The organism is Acetobacter indonesiensis (assembly GCF_000963945.1).
Taxonomy (GTDB): domain Bacteria; phylum Pseudomonadota; class Alphaproteobacteria; order Acetobacterales; family Acetobacteraceae; genus Acetobacter; species Acetobacter indonesiensis.
Genome location: NZ_BAMW01000030.1, coordinates 72,134 through 93,760, shown reverse-complemented (window position 1 = coordinate 93,760; position 21,627 = coordinate 72,134). Strand labels below are relative to the sequence as shown.

Annotated in this window: 16 protein-coding genes; 10 read left to right on the top strand and 6 right to left on the bottom strand. The window is 55.3% G+C overall.

Features of this window, described 5'->3' with window-relative positions; all coding sequences use genetic code 11:
- The first annotated feature begins 119 nt into the window (after positions 1 to 119).
- Positions 120 to 1,979: a phosphomethylpyrimidine synthase ThiC gene (gene thiC, locus Abin_RS09140; RefSeq protein ID WP_048846129.1), complete on the top strand. Its 1,860-nt coding sequence runs from the start codon at positions 120 to 122 to the stop codon at positions 1,977 to 1,979.
- Positions 1,980 to 2,027: 48 nt separating this feature from the next.
- On the opposite strand, the gene Abin_RS09135 is transcribed toward thiC, so the two are convergent.
- Entirely contained in the window at positions 2,028 to 3,413 is a 1,386-nt protein-coding gene (locus Abin_RS09135; RefSeq protein WP_143217140.1) for a hypothetical protein, read from the bottom strand.
- A gap of 321 nt (positions 3,414 to 3,734) precedes the next feature.
- On the opposite strand from Abin_RS09135, the gene Abin_RS09130 reads away from it, so the two are divergent.
- The gene (locus Abin_RS09130; protein ID WP_048846126.1) at positions 3,735 to 5,381 is read left to right on the top strand and encodes a dihydroxyacetone kinase subunit DhaK; all 1,647 of its coding nucleotides are present in this window, start codon (positions 3,735 to 3,737) and stop codon (positions 5,379 to 5,381) included.
- A 74-nt stretch (positions 5,382 to 5,455) separates the two neighbouring features.
- On the opposite strand, the gene Abin_RS09125 is transcribed toward Abin_RS09130, so the two are convergent.
- Positions 5,456 to 8,077 (bottom strand): TonB-dependent receptor plug domain-containing protein, encoded by a 2,622-nt coding sequence (locus Abin_RS09125; protein ID WP_371862209.1) that lies wholly within the window; start codon positions 8,075 to 8,077, stop codon positions 5,456 to 5,458.
- Positions 8,078 to 8,258: 181 nt separating this feature from the next.
- Positions 8,259 to 10,058, bottom strand: a complete 1,800-nt coding sequence (locus Abin_RS09120; RefSeq protein WP_048846124.1) for an ABC transporter ATP-binding protein — start codon at positions 10,056 to 10,058, stop codon at positions 8,259 to 8,261.
- Positions 10,059 to 10,214: 156 nt separating this feature from the next.
- Here Abin_RS09120 and nth point away from each other — a divergent pair, with 156 nt between their 5' ends.
- Complete coding sequence (gene nth / locus Abin_RS09115; RefSeq protein WP_084593561.1) at positions 10,215 to 11,051, top strand: endonuclease III; 837 nt, start codon at positions 10,215 to 10,217, stop codon at positions 11,049 to 11,051.
- Positions 11,052 to 11,057: 6 nt separating this feature from the next.
- Here the strand turns inward: nth and hemH are convergent, their stop codons facing one another.
- Entirely contained in the window at positions 11,058 to 12,095 is a 1,038-nt protein-coding gene (hemH, locus tag Abin_RS09110) for a ferrochelatase (RefSeq protein ID WP_048846122.1), read from the bottom strand.
- 84 nt (positions 12,096 to 12,179) lie between these two features.
- Positions 12,180 to 13,244, bottom strand: a complete 1,065-nt coding sequence (gene mutY, locus Abin_RS09105; RefSeq protein ID WP_174766828.1) for an A/G-specific adenine glycosylase — start codon at positions 13,242 to 13,244, stop codon at positions 12,180 to 12,182.
- A gap of 148 nt (positions 13,245 to 13,392) precedes the next feature.
- Between mutY and Abin_RS09100 the strand changes: the two genes are divergently transcribed.
- The 3 genes from Abin_RS09100 to Abin_RS09090 all read left to right on the top strand — a co-directional run bounded on the left by Abin_RS09100 (position 13,393) and on the right by Abin_RS09090 (position 15,580).
- On the top strand, positions 13,393 to 13,824 hold the full coding sequence (locus Abin_RS09100; protein WP_048846120.1) for a DUF721 domain-containing protein: 432 nt from the start codon (positions 13,393 to 13,395) through the stop codon (positions 13,822 to 13,824).
- Positions 13,825 to 14,141: 317 nt separating this feature from the next.
- Positions 14,142 to 14,381: a hypothetical protein gene (locus tag Abin_RS09095; RefSeq protein WP_052948201.1), complete on the top strand. Its 240-nt coding sequence runs from the start codon at positions 14,142 to 14,144 to the stop codon at positions 14,379 to 14,381.
- A 95-nt stretch (positions 14,382 to 14,476) separates the two neighbouring features.
- Positions 14,477 to 15,580, top strand: a complete 1,104-nt coding sequence (locus Abin_RS09090; protein WP_052948200.1) for a lytic transglycosylase domain-containing protein — start codon at positions 14,477 to 14,479, stop codon at positions 15,578 to 15,580.
- Positions 15,581 to 15,691: 111 nt separating this feature from the next.
- Here Abin_RS09090 and Abin_RS09085 read toward each other — a convergent pair whose 3' ends face one another.
- A complete protein-coding gene (locus Abin_RS09085; RefSeq protein ID WP_048846118.1) occupies positions 15,692 to 15,904 on the bottom strand; it encodes a hypothetical protein in 213 nt (70 codons plus the stop codon).
- A 1-nt stretch (position 15,905) separates the two neighbouring features.
- Between Abin_RS09085 and Abin_RS09080 the strand changes: the two genes are divergently transcribed.
- From Abin_RS09080 to holA, 4 genes are read left to right on the top strand one after another with little or no spacing between them, the layout of a single operon-like run.
- A complete protein-coding gene (locus Abin_RS09080) occupies positions 15,906 to 16,445 on the top strand; it encodes a DUF3576 domain-containing protein (RefSeq protein WP_084593559.1) in 540 nt (179 codons plus the stop codon).
- A gap of 54 nt (positions 16,446 to 16,499) precedes the next feature.
- Positions 16,500 to 19,139, top strand: coding sequence for a leucine--tRNA ligase (leuS, locus tag Abin_RS09075; protein WP_048846117.1), 2,640 nt, complete (start codon positions 16,500 to 16,502; stop codon positions 19,137 to 19,139).
- On the top strand, positions 19,139 to 19,837 hold the full coding sequence (locus tag Abin_RS09070) for an LPS assembly lipoprotein LptE (RefSeq protein WP_048846115.1): 699 nt from the start codon (positions 19,139 to 19,141) through the stop codon (positions 19,835 to 19,837). The genes leuS and Abin_RS09070 overlap by 1 nt, the downstream gene beginning before the upstream one ends.
- Before the next feature lie 25 nt (positions 19,838 to 19,862).
- Entirely contained in the window at positions 19,863 to 20,876 is a 1,014-nt protein-coding gene (gene holA / locus Abin_RS09065) for a DNA polymerase III subunit delta (RefSeq protein WP_048846113.1), read from the top strand.
- The last annotated feature ends 751 nt before the right edge of the window (positions 20,877 to 21,627 follow it).

Sequence of the window (21,627 nt, the reverse complement as noted above, 5' to 3'; positions counted from 1 at the left end):
ATCCGGCTAATACCGGCGGAGGGACTGGTGCGAAAGAAGAGAGCCTTTACAGGCAAAATCCCTCCGCACGGATGTGGACCCCTCTTCTGCCCTGTCCTCCTCTGGCTGAGGAGAGAGTTATGACCCAAGCCACTACACTGACAGAAACTGGTAATCCACGCCCGGCCAACACCGCCGCACCAGCCCCCGGTCATGTCACCACCGGCCCCATCCGTGGGTCACGCAAGGTATATTCAAGCCCGGATGACCATGCCGATATCCGTGTTCCTTTCCGCGAAATCGCGCTGGACCCATCAGCCAATGAGCCGCCGCTGCGCGTCTATGATACGTCCGGCCCCTATACTGATACCGCCGAACAGATTGATGTCAGCAAAGGTCTGCCCAAACCGCGTGCTGCCTGGTTGGCCAAACGCGGCTTTCAGGCAACTCAGGCACGCGCCGTCAAACCGGAAGACAACGGCAATGCATCCGGGGATCATCTGGTTGCCCCCTGCCCTGCACCGCACAGTGTTCTGAAAGGCGCAGACGGACAACTGGTGACCCAGTATGAATTCGCAAAAGCGGGCATCATTACCGAAGAAATGATCTATGTGGCGCACCGTGAAAACATTGGTCGCCAACAGGCTGCAGAAGATGCCGCTGCCCGTCTGAAAGATGGTGATTCTTTTGGGGCCGCCATTCCAGACTTTATTACCCCGGAATTCGTCCGGCAGGAAATTGCACGCGGGCGCGCCATTATTCCTGCCAATATCAACCACCCGGAACTTGAACCCGTCATTATCGGACGCAATTTTCTGGTTAAGGTAAATGCCAATATCGGGAATTCAGCCGTCACGTCATCGGCGGCTGAAGAGGTCGAGAAACTGGTCTGGTCAATCCGCTGGGGTGCGGACACCGTGATGGATCTGTCCACCGGCCGCAATATCCATAATATTCGCGACTGGATACTGCGTAACGCCCCGACCCCTATTGGCACTGTGCCGCTTTATCAGGCTCTTGAAAAAGTGGGCGGTGATGTCAGCAAACTGAGTTGGGAAGTCTTCCGCGACACGCTGATTGAACAGGCCGAACAGGGCGTGGATTACTTTACCATTCATGCCGGTGTGCGCCTTCAGCACGTGCCGCTGACTGCCAACCGGGTAACGGGTATTGTGTCTCGTGGTGGGTCCATCATGGCAAGCTGGTGCCTGAACGGACACCGCGAAAGCTTCCTGTACGAACATTTTGACGAAATCTGCGACATCATGCGTGCTTATGATGTTTCCTTCTCTCTGGGGGATGGTCTGCGCCCCGGCAGTATTGCCGATGCCAATGATGCCGCGCAGTTTGCCGAACTCGAAACACTGGGCGAGTTGACACAGATTGCATGGTCAAAAGGTTGTCAGGTTATGATCGAAGGGCCGGGGCATGTGCCCATGCACAAGATCAAGGAAAACATGGACAAGCAGCTCCGTGACTGTGGCGAGGCCCCTTTCTACACGCTTGGCCCGTTAACCACGGACATTGCACCCGGCTATGACCATATTACTTCCGCCATTGGCGCAGCCATGATCGGATGGTTTGGTACGGCCATGCTGTGCTACGTCACACCCAAGGAACATCTGGGCCTGCCAGACCGTAATGACGTAAAAACGGGTGTTATCACCTACAAAATTGCAGCCCATGCAGCAGACCTTGCCAAAGGACACCCGGCCGCAAAACGACGGGATGATGCCCTAAGCCGCGCCCGCTTTACTTTCAGATGGGACGATCAGTTTAACCTGTCCTTAGACCCCGACACGGCATGTGCTTATCACGATGAAACCATGCCGCGTGAAGCGCATAAGACAGCACATTTCTGCTCTATGTGCGGGCCGAAATTCTGTTCCATGCGCATTAGCCATGACCTGAAAGAAGATGCGATCAGGTTGGCTGGCATGGAAGAAAAAACGAAAGAATTTCGTGAAGCAGGCGGGAAAGTTTACGTTCCCGCTGAATAACATCCTTTTTCCACCCGGCGACAAACCGGGTGGAAATCTGCACCGAGATTAAAGCACATCAATATTAAGAATAATGCTTTGATAATGGGGGTTTTTTACCCCAACCTCCCTTTCTATCAACATTGTATCTTTTCCCCTGTAACCAGCAGCAGGCCGGTACTGTGCACTACTGCCATGCGTTGCTTTATTACACCGAGCCAATGGTGATGGGGCCGTATAATGGGGCGTCCCGATAATATCGGGCCAGATTGTCAATGTTCCATGAAGTGGCTGTTTGACAACACGAATTTTCGGAAGAAAATCTACCGAGCAGTCAGGCTTGAGCGAAGTGAGAAACAACGAAATATCGCCTTTCGGATCGACACGAACATGATAGACTTGAGTATCTGCGGGTAAACGACTTTTCCATAAAACTCTGTCATTATAGGCATAAAGATGGCAGCTTTTACTATGTGTTGAACATGTCTCTAAAGCATGGCGCGCTGGGTCACGCTCGCTCCATGCTGTCGCTGTTCCATTTTCACCGATAGCAAACGCTCTGGGGAACGGTTTTTTCAGAAACTCTTTATAAGCCTGTATCGCTTTATCGGATTGATCGGGAAGCGCCTGAATATCGTCAATTTTTGCAAGAGACTCTGCTTCATTCTTTTTAATGATCGGTTCTACATAGGCAGCATCTTTCAGGCCAGATGGGAGAGAAAGATGTTTCAAAAATTCGTCCGCTTTTACAGACCAATACGGAAATGCCTGCCCATAGCCAAGAAAAGTATAATACCCGGATGGCGTCGTGCTGAGGTCAACTAAGGATAAATGATCATTCTTGTGAGAATACACTCCAACCATCGCCCGCCAGACTGTTTCTGACACCGGATTGTTAGCACGTCCTTCCACCCAGAATGTTGGCAAGCTGTTTGCTTTCCCAAATTGTTCTGCACCGTTGACAAATGCTTTATCTGTTCCTACCGGGCAAATATCGGTTTTGAATATTGGTCCAAGAACCAGAATTGCCTGCACTTCAGGGATTTTCTCCTGATTAGATGCCAGGGTTTCCCAACCTCCGTGGCCTGCACCAGCCAACACAATATGTCGCATATCAAGGCTGGACTGATCAGCCAGAGTGCGGATTGCCAGACTGTTTTCTTCTGCCGTATCGGCGCGGGATGTGCCCGCGAAGTCGCAGGCCTGCGGAGACCCTACGAAAATTCGTTCGCCTCGCCGTGTCATATGAAACCGCACCACCGCATAATGACGAGATAAAAAATAGCCAGAAAGAAGAGAGACGTGCAAAAATCCTGGTTTAGTGAAACCAAAAGAACCACTTCCTGCCTCACGCACAAAGGCAACAGGAAAAGGTCCTGTACCTTCTGGAGTTAAGACTTCAAGCTCCCCAGACAAATGATCTGATGGTAACAGTTTGATAAGGGTGCTTTTCACATGCGGTCGTTCCACAGTTTGCGCCGATGGATGGGGCGAAAACCTCAAAGAAATACTGCCAGATAAAAACAGGACTGATACAAACGACAAAAAATATTTCTTACAGAATGAATGTTTGAACATTTTATAAATACCTATCGCTCATTTTTTATTCGTATCACGTTGGCAGAATTTACTTAAAAAGAAAAATACTGATACATTTTATAAATATCAGACCATCAATCTGAATATAGATGCCTAATGAAACTGTTAGCCCGCTTTTCAACTGCCATATGAACTTCTACGGTCCGTGTGACATTAAAATCAGCGGGCAGAGTTTTCATGAAGCGTTTTTTCAATAGCCGGGATACCCTTGTTACAGAATCACTGGACGGGCTGCTCCGCTCCTCTATGGGGCAGTATCTGTGCCGGTTAGATGGTTATCCGGATATTCGTGTTATCACCCGCAAAGACCGAAACCCTGACCACGTTGCCGTTATTTCAGGTGGCGGTTCAGGCCATGAACCCACCCATGCCGGGTTTGTTGGCGAAGGCATGCTTGATGCCGCCGTGTGCGGATCGCTTTTCGCTTCCCCCAGTGTTGATGCCATTCTAGCCGGTATTCTGGCTGTCACTGGTCCGGCTGGCTGTCTGCTGGTCATTAAAAGCTATACCGGAGATCGGCTGAATTTTGCCCTTGCGGCAGAACAGGCCCGCAGCATGGGCTATCAGGTGGAAACTGTTGTGGTGGGTGATGACATCGCATTGCCCCACAACCGCTTTGCCCGTGGTCTGGCAGGAACGGTGCTGGTTCATAAAATTGCAGGCTATGCAGCACATCAGGGCGAGCCTCTGGCCTCGGTTGCTGAAAAAGCACGGGCAGCAGCAGCGAGCGTATCTTCCATCGGGTTGTCCCTGACTGACTGCAACGCATATGACAGTGCCCACACAACGCGCCTGACAGCCCAGCAAGCCGAACTCGGGCTTGGTATTCATGGCGAACCGGGTGCCCAACAGATCAGTCTGGCAAAAGCTGATCATCTCATGCAGCAGGCCGCCGACACGCTGGAACAAGCTCTTACAGCCAAAACGGGTCATACCGGCGCACAGCGTTACGCTTTGTTGTTGAACATGTTGGGAGCCGTCCCACCTATTGAAATGACATTGCTGCTTGAAGCTTTTGCAAAAACAATGCTAGCAGAAAAGATAGATCTGATTATCGGCCCCGCCCCGATAATGACTGCACTGGATATGAATGGCTTTTCCCTGACAGCCATTGCCTTAAATGAAGACGTGCGCACAGCACTGGCTGCCCCCGTTCAACCCTATGCGTGGCCCGGTATTGCGTCCTTTGGTACACCAGTCATTCGCGCTATGCCAGAACTGCCTGAGACCTTTCGCTTTCCGGCCTCGCAAAATCAAGAAATTGAGGCTCTTATCCGCCACGCTGGCGCAACGCTTATCAATAATGCCGAGGCCTTGAACGCTCTTGACGCACAAATTGGCGATGGAGATGCAGGGTCAACCTTTGCTGAAGGCGCGCACGAAATCCTGAAAACAATGGATCGGTTACCTTTGGCTGATCCTTTGGCTCTTTTCTCTACGTTTGGGGCTATTCTGGCGCGTCATGCTGGTGGTTCCAGCGGTGTATTGCTGTCCATCATGTTTTCCGCCGCGGGCCGGAGCACCGGCACATGGGAGCAGGCTCTGCGGGATGGGCTGGAAAGCATGCAACATCACGGAGGAGCAAAACCGGGTGACCGCACCATGATTGATGCGCTCCACCCAGCCTTCACTACTTTGGCTGACGGCAGCACACTAAAAGAAGCCGCTATCGCCGCCCGCAAAGGTGCGGACGCAACAAAAAGCATGACCCATGCCAATGCAGGGCGTGCATCCTATGTGCCAGATGCAAAACTGGCCAACGTGCCTGACCCCGGGGCCGAAGCCATCGCGCGGCTTTTTGAAGCACTGGCGACTTTACACTGACATACAAAAAACCGCCTCGTGAAAGAGGCGGTTTTTTACTGTCTTAGTTTGCACACTTCTTAAATCTGCAAATTTTAGAACGAAATATCTCCACGGAGATAGTAGAACCCGCCATTCATACCCAGCTGCGATGTGCTCATGTAATACTGGGGGGCTCCCAGATAACGGTTGCCATCTGGCACGCGGCTTGGGCGGGCATCAAACAGATTGTTGCCACCCAGCGTGACAGCAAGCTGGGGTGTTACACGGTATGTTACTTCCAGATTAGTGACAAACTTAGGTGTATTCTGGAACTCCCGGTAATTGGTGCTGGAGAGCGAACTGGTGTTACCCGCACCACCATAATAAGTCAGCTGTGACGTAACCTGCCCATAGCGGATTTCATGCACGGCAACAGCCCACTTACCACTGGTGAACCGCCCGCCAAAAATCATCTTGCTGCGCGGGTATGCTGTTGTCAGATACGCGACACTCTGTGCGTTCAGCAGGGGGGTGCCGTTTGCATCAGCAGCCTGATGGGACAGACGTGTGCGGTTGAGGTTGATTGCAACATCCCAGTCAATACGCCCAATGTTCCCAAGTTGGGTCGGGTAATTTGCTACGATATCTAGCCCTTGTGTACGGGTGCTGGCAACGTTGGCAAACCAGTGCGTTGAAAGAGAAGACGCAGACCATGACGGATAACTGTCTGGCAGCGTAAAGCCGTTCATGACCAGAGCAGAGGCCGCCTGTGCGCCATAAACCTGCCCACCCGGCATAATCTGATCACGCAAGTTGATCTGATAGACATCGACAGTGACGTGCAGTTTTTTGAATGGCTCCATCACGATACCACCGCTGACGTTGGTAGAGCGTTCAGGCTTCAGAGCGGATGCCCCATTGGCCAGCGCACCAGCGGAATTTACCGCAATCAACCCACGGGCAGCAGTGGGGGAAATAGCCAATGCGCTATAATGTTCCTGCGCCAGAGTCGGCGCATGAAAGCCATTGGAAATAGTTGCGCGGAAAGCCAGACGGGGTGAGACATCATACCGGGTGGAAACCTTGCCGGTTTCCGTGTTCCCAACGTCTGTATAATGTTCGTATCGGCCTGCCAGATCAAGCTGCCAGTGGCGCGTCAGATGTGTAGAAACATCCAGATACCCGGCGACAACATCACGATTAAAGTTTCCTGCATTCCCCGGATTGGTGCCTGCCAGCGCATCTGACCCACTCCCATACAAGGAATCAGGAGACCCGGTGCCAATGGAATAGCTTTCGTAACGATACGACGCACCACCCGCCACGTTGATTTCGTGCGGCCAGACAGCAAGGCGGAACTTACGCGACAGGTCAAACGTGTTGCTCCATTGCGAGTTATTGAAGCCCTGCACGTCAAATTTTGTCGGCGTACGCCCGGTATCACGCTCAATCGCGGTATTGGTGGAGTTCTTCAGACCGATATCATCATAATCGCGGCCATAAACGGTCGAGAGATCCCAGTTCCAGCCCCGAAAAACGCCTTTGACGCCTGCTGTCAGTTCATAGTCATTTTCTTCAATGGTCTGGAGTGGTGAATACCCGTACGGATAAATGGCAGCGTAACCGGGATATTTGGAAAGTGAGCTTGGCAGACGATAATTCTGATACGCTTCAGCATGACGGTGCGCGTAGGTTGCTGTGCCGTAAAGCTGAATATTATCCGTAATGTCATAGCCAGCCTTAATCGCAACGCTTTCACGCGTCTGTTCAGGCTGACCCAGCACGTTATTGATCTTGGTGCCGGTGCGGGCATCAGGCGCGCTACGATAAGTATGATCAGTGTGGAAGAAATCACCACTGACATGAATAAAGCCACGCTGACCCAGCTTGGCACCGCCGTCCAGATACACCCCTTGCTGGAAGCCATCCTTGGCCGCCGTAATGCCGGAGATTGATTGGGCGTGGAAACCGTGATCCTGTTTTTTCAGAATGATGTTGACCACACCGGCAACGGCATCTGACCCATACTGGGCGGATGCGCCGTCACGCAGCACTTCCACATGGTCAATCGCCGCCATGGGGATCATGTCGATATCAACCGGGGTCGAACCCTGCTGCGGGCCGGGGTCGGCATACATATTGGCGGTTGTGTGACGACGCTTTCCGTCAACCAGAACCAGCGTTTCGTTAGGATTGAGACCACGCAGACTGATTGAATCCGTCAATGCGCCCGTATCAAACCCGCCTGTTGGCATGGTCAGGGATGGAAGAAGCTGGGCCAGAGCTTCACGCAGATTTGGCTGGCCAGTCTGGCTCAACTGCTTGGCCGTGACCACATCAATAGGGGACAAACTTTGCCGGGCCTTACGCCCCGTTTCACGCGTGCCGGTGACGATCACGCTTTCCTCCCCCGCGCTTTCGACGGGAGCGGCTGTTGTGGTTCTGCGCACAGAGCGTACTGTATTATCAGCAGAACCAGATGTAACCGCGTTTGGTGTGCCATGCGGGCGGCGGGCGGAAGCCGGACGCGCTTGCACCGATTTTACCGCAGGTGCTGCGCCAGCCGTCTTGTCAGCAGAAGCAGAAGAAAGGGCAGTCTGGGCGTGTGCAGAAACCGGGCCGGAAAAAAGCGTTGCAGCCAACAGAATGGACGCAAAACTGCCCCCGCGGCACAGCATTGTGCCTTTTGTTGACCGAACACCCTGTAAGCCCTCTACAATAAAACGCTGCTGCACTGAGGCATGCTCCTGACATAAAACACAAAAAATAACGTCTTATTGAATAAGTTACTTTTTGGATCGTATCATCAGGAAAATCAGCCTGTGACGAGTATTCGCCACAGGTTGTGTCACATCTGCAACAGTTTGCGCTTACGCAAAACGGGAGTTTCCGCCCCGTTTTAACGGATAAATCGCTTTATTGTTCCAGCGACTGAAGCTCGTAAAGTTTACGGTAAAGCCCATCCGGTTTTCGCACCAGTTGGGTGTGGGCTCCGTCTTCAACAATATGTCCACGCTCAAACACCAGAATACGGTCTAGATCGACCACCGTTGCCAATCGGTGAGCGATGACAATCACCGTGCGCCCCTGCATCAGGCGTTGCATGGCCTCCTGCACCAATGCCTCTGACTGGGAATCCAGACTGGCGGTCGCTTCATCCATGACCAGAATGGCTGTATTGGCCAAAAACGCACGGGCAATCGCAACGCGTTGCCGCTCACCGCCTGACAGTTTTACCCCGCGTTCGCCCACCAATGTCTTATAGCCTTCGGGCAACCGGTCAATGAAGTCTGACGCATTGGCCAGCCGGGCGGCCTGTTCAATATCAGCCTGCGTGGCATCCGGGCAGCCATAGGCAATATTATCTGCCAGACTGCGATGAAACAGCATGGGTTCCTGCGGCACTATGGCAATTTCCGACCGCAATGCGGACTGGCTGATGGTGGCAATATCCACCCCATCAATGGTAATCCGCCCGCCACCCAGTTCATAAAGCCGTTGCAGCAATTTGGTAAATGTCGATTTACCGGAACCAGATGGGCCCACCAGCCCAACCCGGCTACCCGCCGCAATTGTCACGTTCAGATCAGAGAATATCTGTTTTTTCTGACCCGGATATTGAAAGCTGACATGGTCAAAACGGATTACCCCTTCCTGTGTTTTGAAGGGCTGAACAATGGCAGCGTCTTTTACAGATGGTTCAGTGCGCCACAGTTCAAGCAGTTCTTCCATTTCATTGACCGAGCGCTGCACAACGGAAACCTGCTGCCCAATGTCGCGCAGATAACCCTGCACAAGAAAGGTCATGGTCAGCACGTAAGCAACATCCCCCGGCCCCGCGAGGTCTTGCAACCACAGCCACACCGCTGCACCGGCAAGCGCCAGCCGCATGAGTGTTACCAGCAGGTTCTGCACGCCAGCGCTGTTTGTGCCGCGCGTCCATGTCTGGCGGGTGTGCGTGCGCCAGTTGCCAATAACCTCTTCCAGCCGCTGCTCTTCCCGCTGTTCTGCACCAAAGGCTTTCACCACGGCATTGCAGGTAATGGCGTCAGCTAAAGCTGCCCCCATCCGGCTATCCCATTGGTTTGATTCCCGCGCTGAAGGGGCCACATAACGCAGGGTCAGGATGCATGAGACCGCAATAAACAGGATGGACAGCACGCCCAGCAGAACGCCCATAAACAACCAGTGCCACGCCAGCACCAGCGTGGTGAGCACCAGCAGACACACTTCCGGGATAAGCATCAGCAGTAATGTGTCATCCAGCATATCGACTGCCCACATCCCACGGGTCAGCCGCCGCACGGTTGACCCCGCAAACGTATTGGCATGCCAGTCTGTAGAAAGACGCTGCACACGGGCAAATGCTTCTGCGCCGATTTTGTGCATGACCTGCGTTGTCAGATGCGTGATGCCCAGATAGGCCGCACGCTTGCCCAGCACGTTGCCCACGCCACAGGCCGCCATGGCAAACAGCATCCATACCGCATCACGCGCCAAAGCTGACTGTGCCGCGGGTTCCGCAACGTCAGACACCAGACGGCCAGCCAGTACCGGCATAAGCACATCTAGCACGGTGGCAACCATGACCCCGGCGACTGTAATCCACAGCGGCAATGGAAAATCGAGCCACCGGTGCATGACAAATTTCAAGACATCGACAAACAGATTTTGCCTCCGCACGGTAGAAACCGCATCGGAAGAGGAGGTATTCATAAGAAAATTCCGAAAAATAGCTCAGAAAAACTGAGAACTGAGACCTTATTGGGCCGCCTTATTTACCCTGCCTGCCCGGTTTTAGCAAACCAGAAGCGTGCTTTTACCGCCCCATGCTAATAGACGCTGCCCCCTTGAACAGGATAGACTGCCTGTATGGTTAAAGCCCCCTCCTCCGCCCCCAGAACACGTAAAGCAAGCACTGCGGCCACAGCAAAACGTGTCAGCGTCAAGCCTGAAAAAGCCCAACCGGCAGCACGCACCAAGGCTGCATCCGATAAGGCAAAAACAGGTCATAACGCCCCGACAGCCCAAGCCCCGCGTGACATGACCAAAGCTGAGATTCGGGCCTTTCTGACCGATCTGTCGCGCGCGTGGCCGGATGCCGAAACGGAACTGCACTACACTACACCTTTTACCCTGCTGGTAGCCGTCGTGCTGTCTGCTCAGGCGACGGATGCGTCGGTCAACCGCGTGACACCAGCACTTTTCGCGGCGGCCCCCACCCCCACAGCCATGGTTGAATTAGGCGAAGAAGGCGTAGGCCAGCATATTCGGACAATCGGCCTGTGGCGTAACAAAGCCAAAAATGTTGTTGAACTGTCCCGTCAGTTGCTTGAGCGCCATAAGGGGCAAGTGCCGGGCACCCGCGAAGAATTGGAGGCATTGGCCGGGGTTGGCCGCAAAACCGCCAATGTGGTGCTGAATGTTGCTTTTAATCAACCGACCGTACCCGTCGATACGCATGTTTTCCGACTAGCGAACCGGACCGGGCTGGGACGAGGCAAAACGGTTGAAGCCGTTGAAGCCGCACTGGAAAAACGGATCCCGCCTGAAATGATCCGTGAGTCTCATCACTGGATGATTTTGCAGGGCCGTTACGTGTGCAAAGCCCGCAAGCCAGAATGTTGGCGCTGTGTTGCCACAACACCGTGCCTGTTCCCTGCCAAAACAGACCGGCCTGTCAGCAAACCGCCCCGCCCCGGTGCATAAAAGCGGTTACAGCCAGCCCGATAGTTCCTGCCGGGCCAGTTGTTCCAGCACATCAATACAGTCTGAACTGTCATTCAGACACGGCAGAAGGGTAAAGTTTTCACCGCCTTTTGCCATGAATTCGTGCCGGACTTCATTGCCAATTTCATCAAGTGTTTCAATGCAATCGGCCATAAAGCCGGGCGTGATAACGGCAATATTCTTCACGCCTTTTTCTGGCAGGGCTTCAATAAACGGGGCGGTGTAGGGTTCCAGCCATTTGGTTGGACCAAAACGGGACTGAAATGTCAGGGGCAGAGTGTGCTCGTCCATTCCCAGTTCGGCCCGCAATGCTTCAACCGTGCGAATACAATCAGCCAGATAGGAATCCCCTTTATCCACATACTCCTGCGGCAGGCCGTGGAAAGAAGCCACAATCATCTGGGGTTGCGTTGCCAGATGTGCCAGCCCAGACCGAACGGAGTTAGCCAATACCTTGATATAACCTGCATGATCAGGAAACGGGGGCAATGTGCGTACCGCCGGCTGGTTACGCAGTTTCATAAGCGCGCGGAAGAGTTGGTCATTGGCTGTGGCCGTGGTTGTGGCGCTGTATTGGGGGTAAAGCGGCATGACAAGAATACGGTCACACCCGTGCTCCAACAGTTCCCGCACACCAGCCGCAACAGACGGTTTGCCATAGCGCATACCCCATGCCACCGGCACATCATCATGTGCAAAACGCTGGGCCAGCCCTTCAGCCTGCCCACGTGTGTATCCGCGTAACGGGCTTTCGTTCCGGGTTTTATCCCAGATACGGTCATAGGCCTTGCCGCTTTTGCCCGGCCGCACCGTCAACACCACACCTTGCAGAATAGGCTGCCACAACACCGGCGAGCCCTCGATCACCCGTCGGTCAGACAGAAATTCAGACAGGTAGCGCCGTACCGAGCGATACCCCGTGTCATCTGGTGTGCCCAAGTTCAGAAGCAAAATACCGGGGCGACCACCAAAAACAGCCGTGCCATCCGGGCGCTTACGTGGAGGGATATGATGAAACACCATCGTCTTTTTCCTGAACCCGAACAGCCAGCGGCCGAACGTCTTTTTTAAACAAACGGCCTTTGATAGCCCGACACACCAACGGTTTTAGACAGCAAGAGTTTTCAGACCCAACTTTATGCATTTGAGCATAAGGGACGGCAATGAAAGGGTTTCTACATCTGTGACGGGGGCCAGAAAACCGGAAGCCACCGCCTGATTGGAAAAATGGCTTACGCGGGCAGCATAAACCATGGCTTCAAGCGTGAAGTGTGTAAACACATGCTTGACCATGCCGCAGTGCTGCCATTCAGCCTGCACAGGCGCATAGGGCAATATATCAGCCTGCGCCCACGGCTCCATCCGCCAGTCCGTGCCGGGCAGTTCGGTCATCGCGGCCAGCAGTCCTTTTTCCGGGCGCTTGCGCAGAAGCACCTGCCCAGCGTTATCAATCACCAGAAAATGGATCCCATACCGCACCGGTTTGGCCACTTTTGCCGCACGACGGGGGAGGGTTGGCGCAATCCCGGCCTTATGCCCTTCACAGTGCTCGCGCCACGGGCACAACCCACAGGCGGGCGACCGCGGGGAACACAACGATGCTCCCAGATCAAACAAAGCCTGCGCGAAATCAGAAGGACGCGCTTGCGCCGCTTTGTCCTTATTCAGGCCAGCCGCAAGTGTTGCCAGCGCCTTACGCACCCCCGGCAGAGGATCTTCAACCGCAAACAAGCGGGAGGTAATGCGCTCCACATTTCCATCCACGGGGACGACGGGCACACCAAAGGCAATCGCGGCCACAGCCGCCGCCGTATAAGCCCCAATGCCCGGCAGATTGAGCAAGCCTGCAACTGTTTGAGGAAAACCACCCAGAGCCACCACCTGCTGCGCGCAGGCATGCAGGTTTCGGGCGCGGGAATAATAGCCAAGGCCGGCCCACGCTGACAGCACATCATCCCGATCAGCCGCGGCCAGCGCCTGCACGGTTGGAAATTTTTCCAGAAAACGATGATAATACGGCCCGACCGCCTTGACGGTTGTCTGCTGAAGCATGATCTCGCTTAGCCAGACACAATAGGGATCAGCCTTCTGACCCAGCCCCGAACGCCAGGGCAGAATGCGACGGTGACGGTCATACCAGTCTAGAAGGGATTGGGCGGGCGGTGTTTTCACGGAGGACGTTATGAAGAAGGAGAGTCTCTCCGACAAGGCCGCACCAAAGAAAAGCGCAGGCGTTTCAAGCCGCGCACCGCGCAAAACGGCCGCGGCTTCCAAACAGGCCAGCGATAAAAACGCCCCACCTGAGCCACCCCGGCGCGCCATGACAGCACGCAGTCTGGGGGCTCTGCTGCCCGCCATTACTGAGCCCGCTTTCCGCCGCCGCAACCCGGCCACGGTGCAAGTTTTTTCGGACTGGGCCGATATTGTAGGCCCAGCCCATGCCGCCGTGACCACCCCCAGCAAGCTAACTGCCGGAACACTGACCATAGCCTGCGCCGGACCTGTGGCGATGGAACTGCAACATCTGAGCGATGCGCTGATTGCCCGAATCAACACATGGTGCGGGCAGGCGCTGGTTGCGCGGCTGCGCTTTGTTCAGGACCCCAAAGCCGGAATACGGGTAGCCCCTAAAAAAGCACCCTCCCTGCGGCCCGCCCCGATATGCAGCCTGCCAGAAATGGAAGACAGCCCCCTTCGCTCCGCTCTGGAGTCCTTGGGCGCCCGTATTCTTCAGGAAAAGCAGAAGCGATAAATCTGCTTCCTCACGAAAATGTATGCCTGCCCAAAGGGGGCCTGTAACCGAACCTTTACGGTACGTGCTTGAAATTGACACAATTCAGGCGCGTTAGATCACCCACCAAAAACCTGAATGACCAAACAGTCACAACACCATAATCAGACTACGCACAATGTTCCTTTCTTTCCCATGTGTGAAAAACCCTGCCTTGGGCAGCATGACATCACACAGTCCGGCACCGCTTCTTACAGCAAAGGGGATGTGTCGGTTTACGGGCCTGCCTGTTTTCAGAGTGGCCCTGCCTGACCTTATGCTTTGAACCGGACACCACAATGTTAAAAAAATCCGTTACACTTTCAACCGTTCTGACCCCTGCGGCAAGGCGTGCCCTGCACCGTCATGGGCGGGATAGTCTGTCTGACCTGCGCTTTCTGGAACAATGGGCCACCAACCCGTCCTATAACGCAGCCACCATTCTGCGGGCGGGCCAGATACGGCGCACCAACCCGGACCTGATGCAGGATATCGATACCGGTATTCGGCAAGGGGGCACCCGCAAGGCGTTGCGCTGACAGGAGAACTGGCAGGAGAACTACAGCCTGCTACCGAAAAAACTGCATAGCAGCTTGTGATTGCATCTGCGCCGCAACAGGGGCACCATAAGCCAATGAACAGCGTTGCGGGCATACAGACTAAACAGGCACGAAAAAAACGGGCGGCATCAGCAGTCTTTGTTGGTGGGCTGGCCGTTCTTTCCGCCTGTGCTGGTCCGACCCCACGCACCAGTTATCGGGCACCCGGCCCTGCTGTGAACCAATGGGGGCCTTACATTCAGGAGGCCTCAACCCGGTTTTCCATCCCCCAATCGTGGATTCGGGCTGTCATGCAGCAGGAATCAGGCGGCCACCAGTATATTCACGGGCATCTAGTCCGGTCTGTCCATGGCGCTGTCGGCCTGATGCAGCTTAAACCTGCAACGTATAAAGAGCTGGCCCATCGCTACAGCCTAGGGTCAGACCCGTATGACCCGCACGACAATATCATGGCGGGCAGCGGATATATCCGCGAACTGTATGACAGATTTGGGTCTCCACAATTTCTGGCAGCCTATAATTGTGGCCCACAATGTGCGGAAAACCATCGGTCCCGCGGCACGCCCCTGCCCGATTATGCCAAGACCTATGTGGCAGCCATCAAGCCGCATCTGAATGACCCCATCCCGGCGATGTTGCAACCAACGCAAATTGCCTATGCCCCGGCCCCAACGCCGCCGGTCAAGGTTATGGCCGTCACAACGGGTAGCGCTGCCGCGCCATCGTCCGGGCAGTTGGCCATGGGCACCGCCCCGGCCTTACAGGACGACTTTACGCCTCCGCCACCTACCCCCGCCGATGATGCAATTGCTGTTTCCTCCGCATCAGCCACGGCCCCAGCTTCGATGGACGTGGCCAGCAGTGCACCGCAGGCCACATCTTATACCGCCACTCCCGCTGCGGCGGCATGGCAACAGGATTCGACTGTGGGCGGGGCCACCATTCAGATTGGCGCATTTTCAACGCAGGAACGGGCGCAGCGGGCCGCTGCGCTGGCAAAGCAGGCATCAGGCGCATTGGCCAACACGGTTAACCATATTGACCTGATCCCCGGCGGAGCGAATGGGCACCCGGTGTGGCGCACCCGGCTGGCCGGTTTGCCAGCAGAACAGACAGATGCTGCCTGTGCCGCATTGCGCCAGCAGGGTATGCCGTGCGTGCTGGTCATTGGCCAATAGCTCTATATTCGCAGCATACCCTTCCTTCTCCTGTTCCCGGCCCCAAGTGAAGGGGGTGTTGAAGAAGACTGTCTTTTTCCGCCGCTACACTTATCACGCGGGCGATCGTGTTCATTCAGCCTGTTTCAACCGGGCATCGCTTCTCACACCCTGCACATGAAAAACGGGAGAGTTACGCGCCAAGGCAAGCAGACGCTTGGCGGGATTGCCCCAACAGGATATGAAGTCAGCATAGACCCGTTTGACCACGAACCGGACCTGATCTGCCACGCGCACAGGACTGGGAACATCGACGCCCACGCGCCGAAGGAGCCGTATCGACATTATGCCACGTCGTCTCATGCCCTGCCGTCCCGCCCCCGGTTCTGCCGCACGCCGTATGCCGGGCACTTCATGGCTTTCTGCCACAGCCCTGCTTGGGCTGGTGCTGCTGCCTGCCTGCTCTGGCTCCCCCCGTTCTGCCAATGATCTGACAGCCCCGCGCAACCATCTTCTGGCTGAAGATCGTGGCGCATCGGGCGGGGAAGACAAGCTGAAAGGCGGCGTCAACGCATATCTGTGGCGTGCGACACTTGATACCATTTCCTTCATGCCCGTTGCGACGGCCGATGCCGAAGGCGGCATTATTCTGACAGATTGGTACACACCGCCAGCCGCCCATAACGAACGCTTCAAGATTACGGCTTTCATTCTTGACCGCCGCCTGCGTTCTGACGCGCTGCGCCTGTCTGTGTTCCGTCAGGTCAAGGAGGGCACTGAATGGGTCGATTCCGCCCCTGCCGCCAATACGGCGTCTGATATTACAGGCCGCATCCTGTCCCGTGCACGTAAGCTGCGCGCTGACAACGGCAACCGGGACGACTAAGTCGCCCCGGCTTTTTTCGCCGCTTTTTCTTTCCCTGTTACCCGCACGAGTTCCATGACACAGCCTGCCAACACGTCTGCCACACCGGCACCTGCCGCCGTTTCCTATGATTTCCAGTCTGTCGAACCCCGTTGGCAGAAAGCATGGGATCAGGCCAATGTGTTTGCTGTGCCTGACGTGCCCCCGGCAGACCGCCCCAAATACTACGTGCTGGAAATGTTTCCCTATCCGTCCGGGCAGTTGCACATGGGGCATGTGCGCAACTACGCGCTGGGGGATGTGATTGCCCGTTACAAACGCGCCCGTGGCTATGCGGTGCTGCACCCCATGGGGTGGGACGCGTTCGGTCTACCTGCGGAAAACGCAGCGCGTGAACGCGGCGTTCACCCTCGTGAATGGACCCTGAACAACATTGCCGCCATGCGCACCACGTTGCAGCGACTGGGGTTTTCCCTGAACTGGGACCGTGAGATTGCAACCTGTCTGCCCAATTATTATGGCAAGCAGCAGAAACTGTTCCTTGATTTTCTACAGGCTGGATTGGTTGAACGCCGCGAAAGCTGGGTCAACTGGGATCCGGTGGATCAAACTGTTCTGGCGAATGAACAGGTGGTTGACGGCTGCGGCTGGCGTTCTGGCGCACCGATTGAAAAGAAGCAGCTTTCCCAGTGGTTCCTGAAAATCACCGACTTTGCGGAAGACCTGCTTGATGGCCTGAAGACCCTCGACCGTTGGCCCGACCGTGTCCGCACTATGCAGGAACGCTGGATTGGCCGGTCAGAAGGCGCACGTATCCGGTTTTCCCTGCATCAGCCGCCGCAGGGGCTTGATACCAACCTGAATGCGGTTGAAGTCTTTACCACCCGCCCCGACACCTTGTTTGGTATGTCTTTTCTGGCCATTGCCGCGGACCATCCGCTGTCGGAATGGATTGGCAAGCAAAACCCGGAAGCAGCAGAATTTATTGCGGAATGTCGTCGCCTCGGCACATCAGTCGAAGCAGTTGAGACGGCTGAAAAGCGCGGTTTTGACACAGGCTTGCGTGTCAATCACCCCTTCCTTGACCAAAGCTTCCCCATCTGGATCGCTAATTTCGTGCTGATGGATTACGGCACGGGGGCACTGTTCGGGTGCCCGTCTGGGGATCAGCGCGATCTGGACTTCGCGCATAAATATGCCCTGCCCGTTACCCCGGTTGTGCTGCCACCGAGCAAGGATGAAGCTGATTTCACCGTCACCAACACGGCCTATACGGGCGATGGTGTCATGATCAACTCCGGCTTCCTTGATGGCCTGTCAACAGATGATGCCCGGCGCGAAGCCATTACACGCCTTGAAGGCATGGGTGTGGGCAACGGTGTAACCAACTGGCGTCTGCGTGACTGGGGCGTTTCCCGCCAGCGTTACTGGGGTTGCCCCATTCCGGTGATCCACTGCGAAAGTTGTGGTGCGGTCGCTGTGCCGGATGATCAGCTTCCGGTAGAACTCCCCGAAGATGTGACGTTTGATAAACCCGGCAACCCGCTAGACCACCACCCCACGTGGAAACATGTGGACTGCCCGAAATGCGGCAAGCCTGCCACCAGAGAAACCGATACGTTTGATACGTTTGTTGATAGCTCCTGGTATTTTGCGCGCTTTACGGCCCCACAAGCGCCCACCCCCACGGTACGTGATGCCGCTGACGGCTGGCTGGCTGTTGACCAGTATATTGGCGGGATTGAACACGCCATTCTGCACCTGCTTTATGCCCGCTTCTTCACCCGCGCCATGCAGAAAACCGGGCATCTGGATGTAAGCGAACCCTTTGCCGGTCTGTTTACACAGGGCATGGTCAGCCACGAAAGCTATAAGGATGCAGCCGGAAACTGGCTGTACCCTGAAGAAGTGGAACTGAACGGAGACGCAGCCGTCAAACGCGGCACCGATGAACCGGTGACTGTGGGCCGTGTTGAAAAAATGTCGAAATCAAAGCGGAATACCGTGGCCCCTGTAGCCATTATTGACCGCTTTGGTGCAGATACGGCCCGCTGGTTCGTGCTGTCAGACAGCCCGCCAGAACGCGATATGGAATGGACGGAAGCGGGCGTTGCCGGGGCTGCCCGTTTCTCTCAACGGTTGTTCCGTCTGGTGCGGGCCGTAGCGCAATCCGTGCCTGCGCAGCCTGCCTGCCCGGCAGAGATTGCACCACAGGCTGATGCCTTGCGCCGCGCCACGCACCGTACCATTGCGGCTGTAACAGAAGCGCTTGAAGGCTTTGCCATTAACGTGGCCGTTGCCCGTATTCACGAACTGACATCTGCCCTGTCCGATGCCGAGAAAACGGCTGACGTCACCGGCATGGACTTCGCACGACGTGAAGCCGCCCGCACGCTCTGTCTGTTGTGCGCCCCCATGATGCCGCATCTGGCGGAAGAAATGTATGCCCTGCTTGAACCGGGCAACACAATGGTTGTTGATCTGCCTTGGCCAGAAGCAGACCCCAGCCTGCTGGTTGCCACACAGGTGACCATTGCAGTGCAGATCATGGGTAAACTGCGCGGCACGATTGAAGCCGCACCGGATGAAGATAAGGATGCCGTGGTGGCCCGTGCAGAATCCGAACCCAATGTGGCCCGCCTGCTGGAAGGCAAGCGTATTGTCAAACGTGTGCATGTGCCAAACCGCATTGTGAACTTTGTAACGGCAGGCTGATGCAAAAACCCCGCTCTTTCAGAACAATTCTGGCGCTTCCTTTCACTGCGCTGCCCTTATTGGCTCTGCCCGTTGCGCTCAGCGGCTGCGGGTTTCAGCCATTATATGGCGAGCAAAAAGGACAAACCGCGCCCGAAGCCGAACTGAAGCGGGTTTACGTTGCCAACATACCAGAGCGGTCTGGCCAGCAGCTTCGTCTGGCGTTGCAAGAGAATATGGCCGGGGACGGACCGGAAAATCCTGATGGTTATACCCTGATTGTCCAGCCCTCCTTCGGGCAGGAATCCATTGATATCCATTCAGACAATACGTCTGGTCGGGTGCGCATGAATGCCCATGCGCACTGGCAACTGCTGACGGTTGAACAATATCCCAAATTGCTGGCGCAGGGAGATGCGTCTGCTCTTGATGGCTATACAAGCACATACGAACAGTATTTTGCCCAGACCCTGAATAGTGAAACTGCTACCGGGCGTGTAGCCCAGACCTTGGCCGACCAAGTGACGCAGCAGGTTGCAACATGGTTCCGCACCCATGCCAAACCCTCCCAGCGCAGGGACCAGGGACCACGGGCCTATTATCCCATCCCCAATGCAATTCCGGATTCTGAAAAAGAAACCCCGATGGAGCAGGAAGGCGCAGATGCCATTCCGGATATGGCGACTGGCCGGAATGCCCCGAATGCGGGTTCGTTATAAGTTCTGAAGGGGCGAAAGCTGGCCCATGAAAATTGATGCCCGCTCTCTCCCCCGTGTGACGCGTGATCCGGGCGCATGGCGTGTCATTCTGCTGCACGGGGACGATACAGGGCTGATCAGGGAACGAGCACAGGACGCCGTGCGTCAGATTGCCGGGACTACTGACGACCCATTTCGTGTTTCCGTGCTGGACAAGGAAACGCATGATCGGCTGGAAGAAGAAGCAACCGCCCTTTCGCTGATGGGCGGCCGACGTGTTGTGCGTGTGCGTGATGCGTCTGACACGCTGCTGAAAGCAGTAACAAATGTGCTTGAACAGCCAACCGATACATTGGTCGTGTTGGAAGCACCGGGCCTGCCATCTCGGTCCAAACTGCGTGCCCTGCTTGAAAAACGACAAGATTGCGCCAGTGTCGGCTGCTACCCGGAAGAAGGGCGCACGCTTGAGGCAACCATTACACAGATGCTGGCATCCCACACTGTGCGGATAGAACCCGATGCCCTGCATTGGTTAACTGGCAGACTGGGGGCAGACCGGGGCGCTGCCCGAAGCGAAGTTGAAAAACTCGCTCTTTATGCCGGAGATACCGGAACCCTGACGCTGGATGACGTGCATGCCTGTATTGGCGATGCCGGAAGCGTATCGATTGAGGATGCGGCCTTTGCCGCCACGGAAGGCCGACGGGCAGAGGCGGATCTCGCCATTGAACGCGCACTGGCAGAAGGGACAAGCCCTATTACCATTGCCCGTGCTTTTTTAAGCCATCTGCACCGCCTGCGTCGTGTTCGGGCCGCAATGGCGGATGGGGAAAGCCGGGGAGATGCCATAAAAGGGCTCAAGCCACCGGTCTTTTTCAAACGGACAGCCAGTTTTAACCGGGCTATCGAACTCTGGTCCCTCCCCGCCCTGACGGAGGCGCTTAAAGATACTCAAGCGCTTGAGCTTGCGTGCAAACAGACAGGCGCACCCGATCAATTGCTCTGTAAACGCTATGTGGCAACCCTGACAGCAAAGTCCGCACGCGCGGCCCGTCGATGAGGCATCAAAACACACCCCTTCATCCCAGAGCAGCATCCTTCATCATAGAAGGCCGCCAGACAGAGAGAAATGTAGGATTCGGACCGATCCCCTTTCAGTCGAACCTTCCGTGCTGCTGCTGCACTCTTGCTCCCACCAAAGCTTTCAGTATAGATGAGCGAGTGTGTCCACGTAGCTCAGTAGGATAGAGCACAGGATTCCTATATAATTGGGCGCCACAATCGGAAACGGTGTGGTGTATCCGCTCAAAGTCGGGGAACGCTCTGACCCTGTTGGGTCGTGCCAATCCCGAGCCAAGCTGATCTATGGATCAGAAGGTGTAGAGACTGGACGGGCGGTACCTAAGGGCCTTTGGCCTAAGGTAAAGGGACAGTCCAGACCACGAACATGTTAGCGGGGTTCTGCCCGGTGGCATGGCGGTGAAAACCGAAGTGGGATGAATCCTGGGGCCGTGGGTTCGAATCCCGCCGTGGACACCAACACACTCTGATTTACTCTCGACAACCGAAAAAATTACGGACGCTGATCTAATTTATTGTGTCTATATTCGTGCCCAATCACCATAAACAGTATTTACCACAATTACTTATCAAAATAATAAAGCATTTGGATAATTTCTATAGCAATATCATTTTTATTACGCCTCACACCCATTCCGATACGGACACTTAAAGTTTTCATTTGAAAAAACAAACAAAATGTGTGGCACTTGCGTTCCACACCCTGTGGCGTGATAGCCACATGCCTGCAT

Coding starts and splice junctions, on each gene's coding strand:
- Abin_RS09130 (WP_048846126.1), top strand. CDS start 3,735: ATGAAGCGTTTTTTCAATAGCCGGGATACCCTTGTTACAGAATCACTG.
- Abin_RS09120 (WP_048846124.1), bottom strand. CDS start 10,058: ATGAATACCTCCTCTTCCGATGCGGTTTCTACCGTGCGGAGGCAAAAT.
- Abin_RS09080 (WP_084593559.1), top strand. CDS start 15,906: ATGCCACGTCGTCTCATGCCCTGCCGTCCCGCCCCCGGTTCTGCCGCA.
- holA (WP_048846113.1), top strand. CDS start 19,863: ATGAAAATTGATGCCCGCTCTCTCCCCCGTGTGACGCGTGATCCGGGC.
- Abin_RS09095 (WP_052948201.1), top strand. CDS start 14,142: ATGTTAAAAAAATCCGTTACACTTTCAACCGTTCTGACCCCTGCGGCA.
- Abin_RS09085 (WP_048846118.1), bottom strand. CDS start 15,904: ATGTCGATACGGCTCCTTCGGCGCGTGGGCGTCGATGTTCCCAGTCCT.
- Abin_RS09090 (WP_052948200.1), top strand. CDS start 14,477: ATGAACAGCGTTGCGGGCATACAGACTAAACAGGCACGAAAAAAACGG.
- hemH (WP_048846122.1), bottom strand. CDS start 12,095: ATGGTGTTTCATCATATCCCTCCACGTAAGCGCCCGGATGGCACGGCT.
- leuS (WP_048846117.1), top strand. CDS start 16,500: ATGACACAGCCTGCCAACACGTCTGCCACACCGGCACCTGCCGCCGTT.
- thiC (WP_048846129.1), top strand. CDS start 120: ATGACCCAAGCCACTACACTGACAGAAACTGGTAATCCACGCCCGGCC.
- nth (WP_084593561.1), top strand. CDS start 10,215: ATGGTTAAAGCCCCCTCCTCCGCCCCCAGAACACGTAAAGCAAGCACT.
- Abin_RS09100 (WP_048846120.1), top strand. CDS start 13,393: ATGACAGCACGCAGTCTGGGGGCTCTGCTGCCCGCCATTACTGAGCCC.
- Abin_RS09070 (WP_048846115.1), top strand. CDS start 19,139: ATGCAAAAACCCCGCTCTTTCAGAACAATTCTGGCGCTTCCTTTCACT.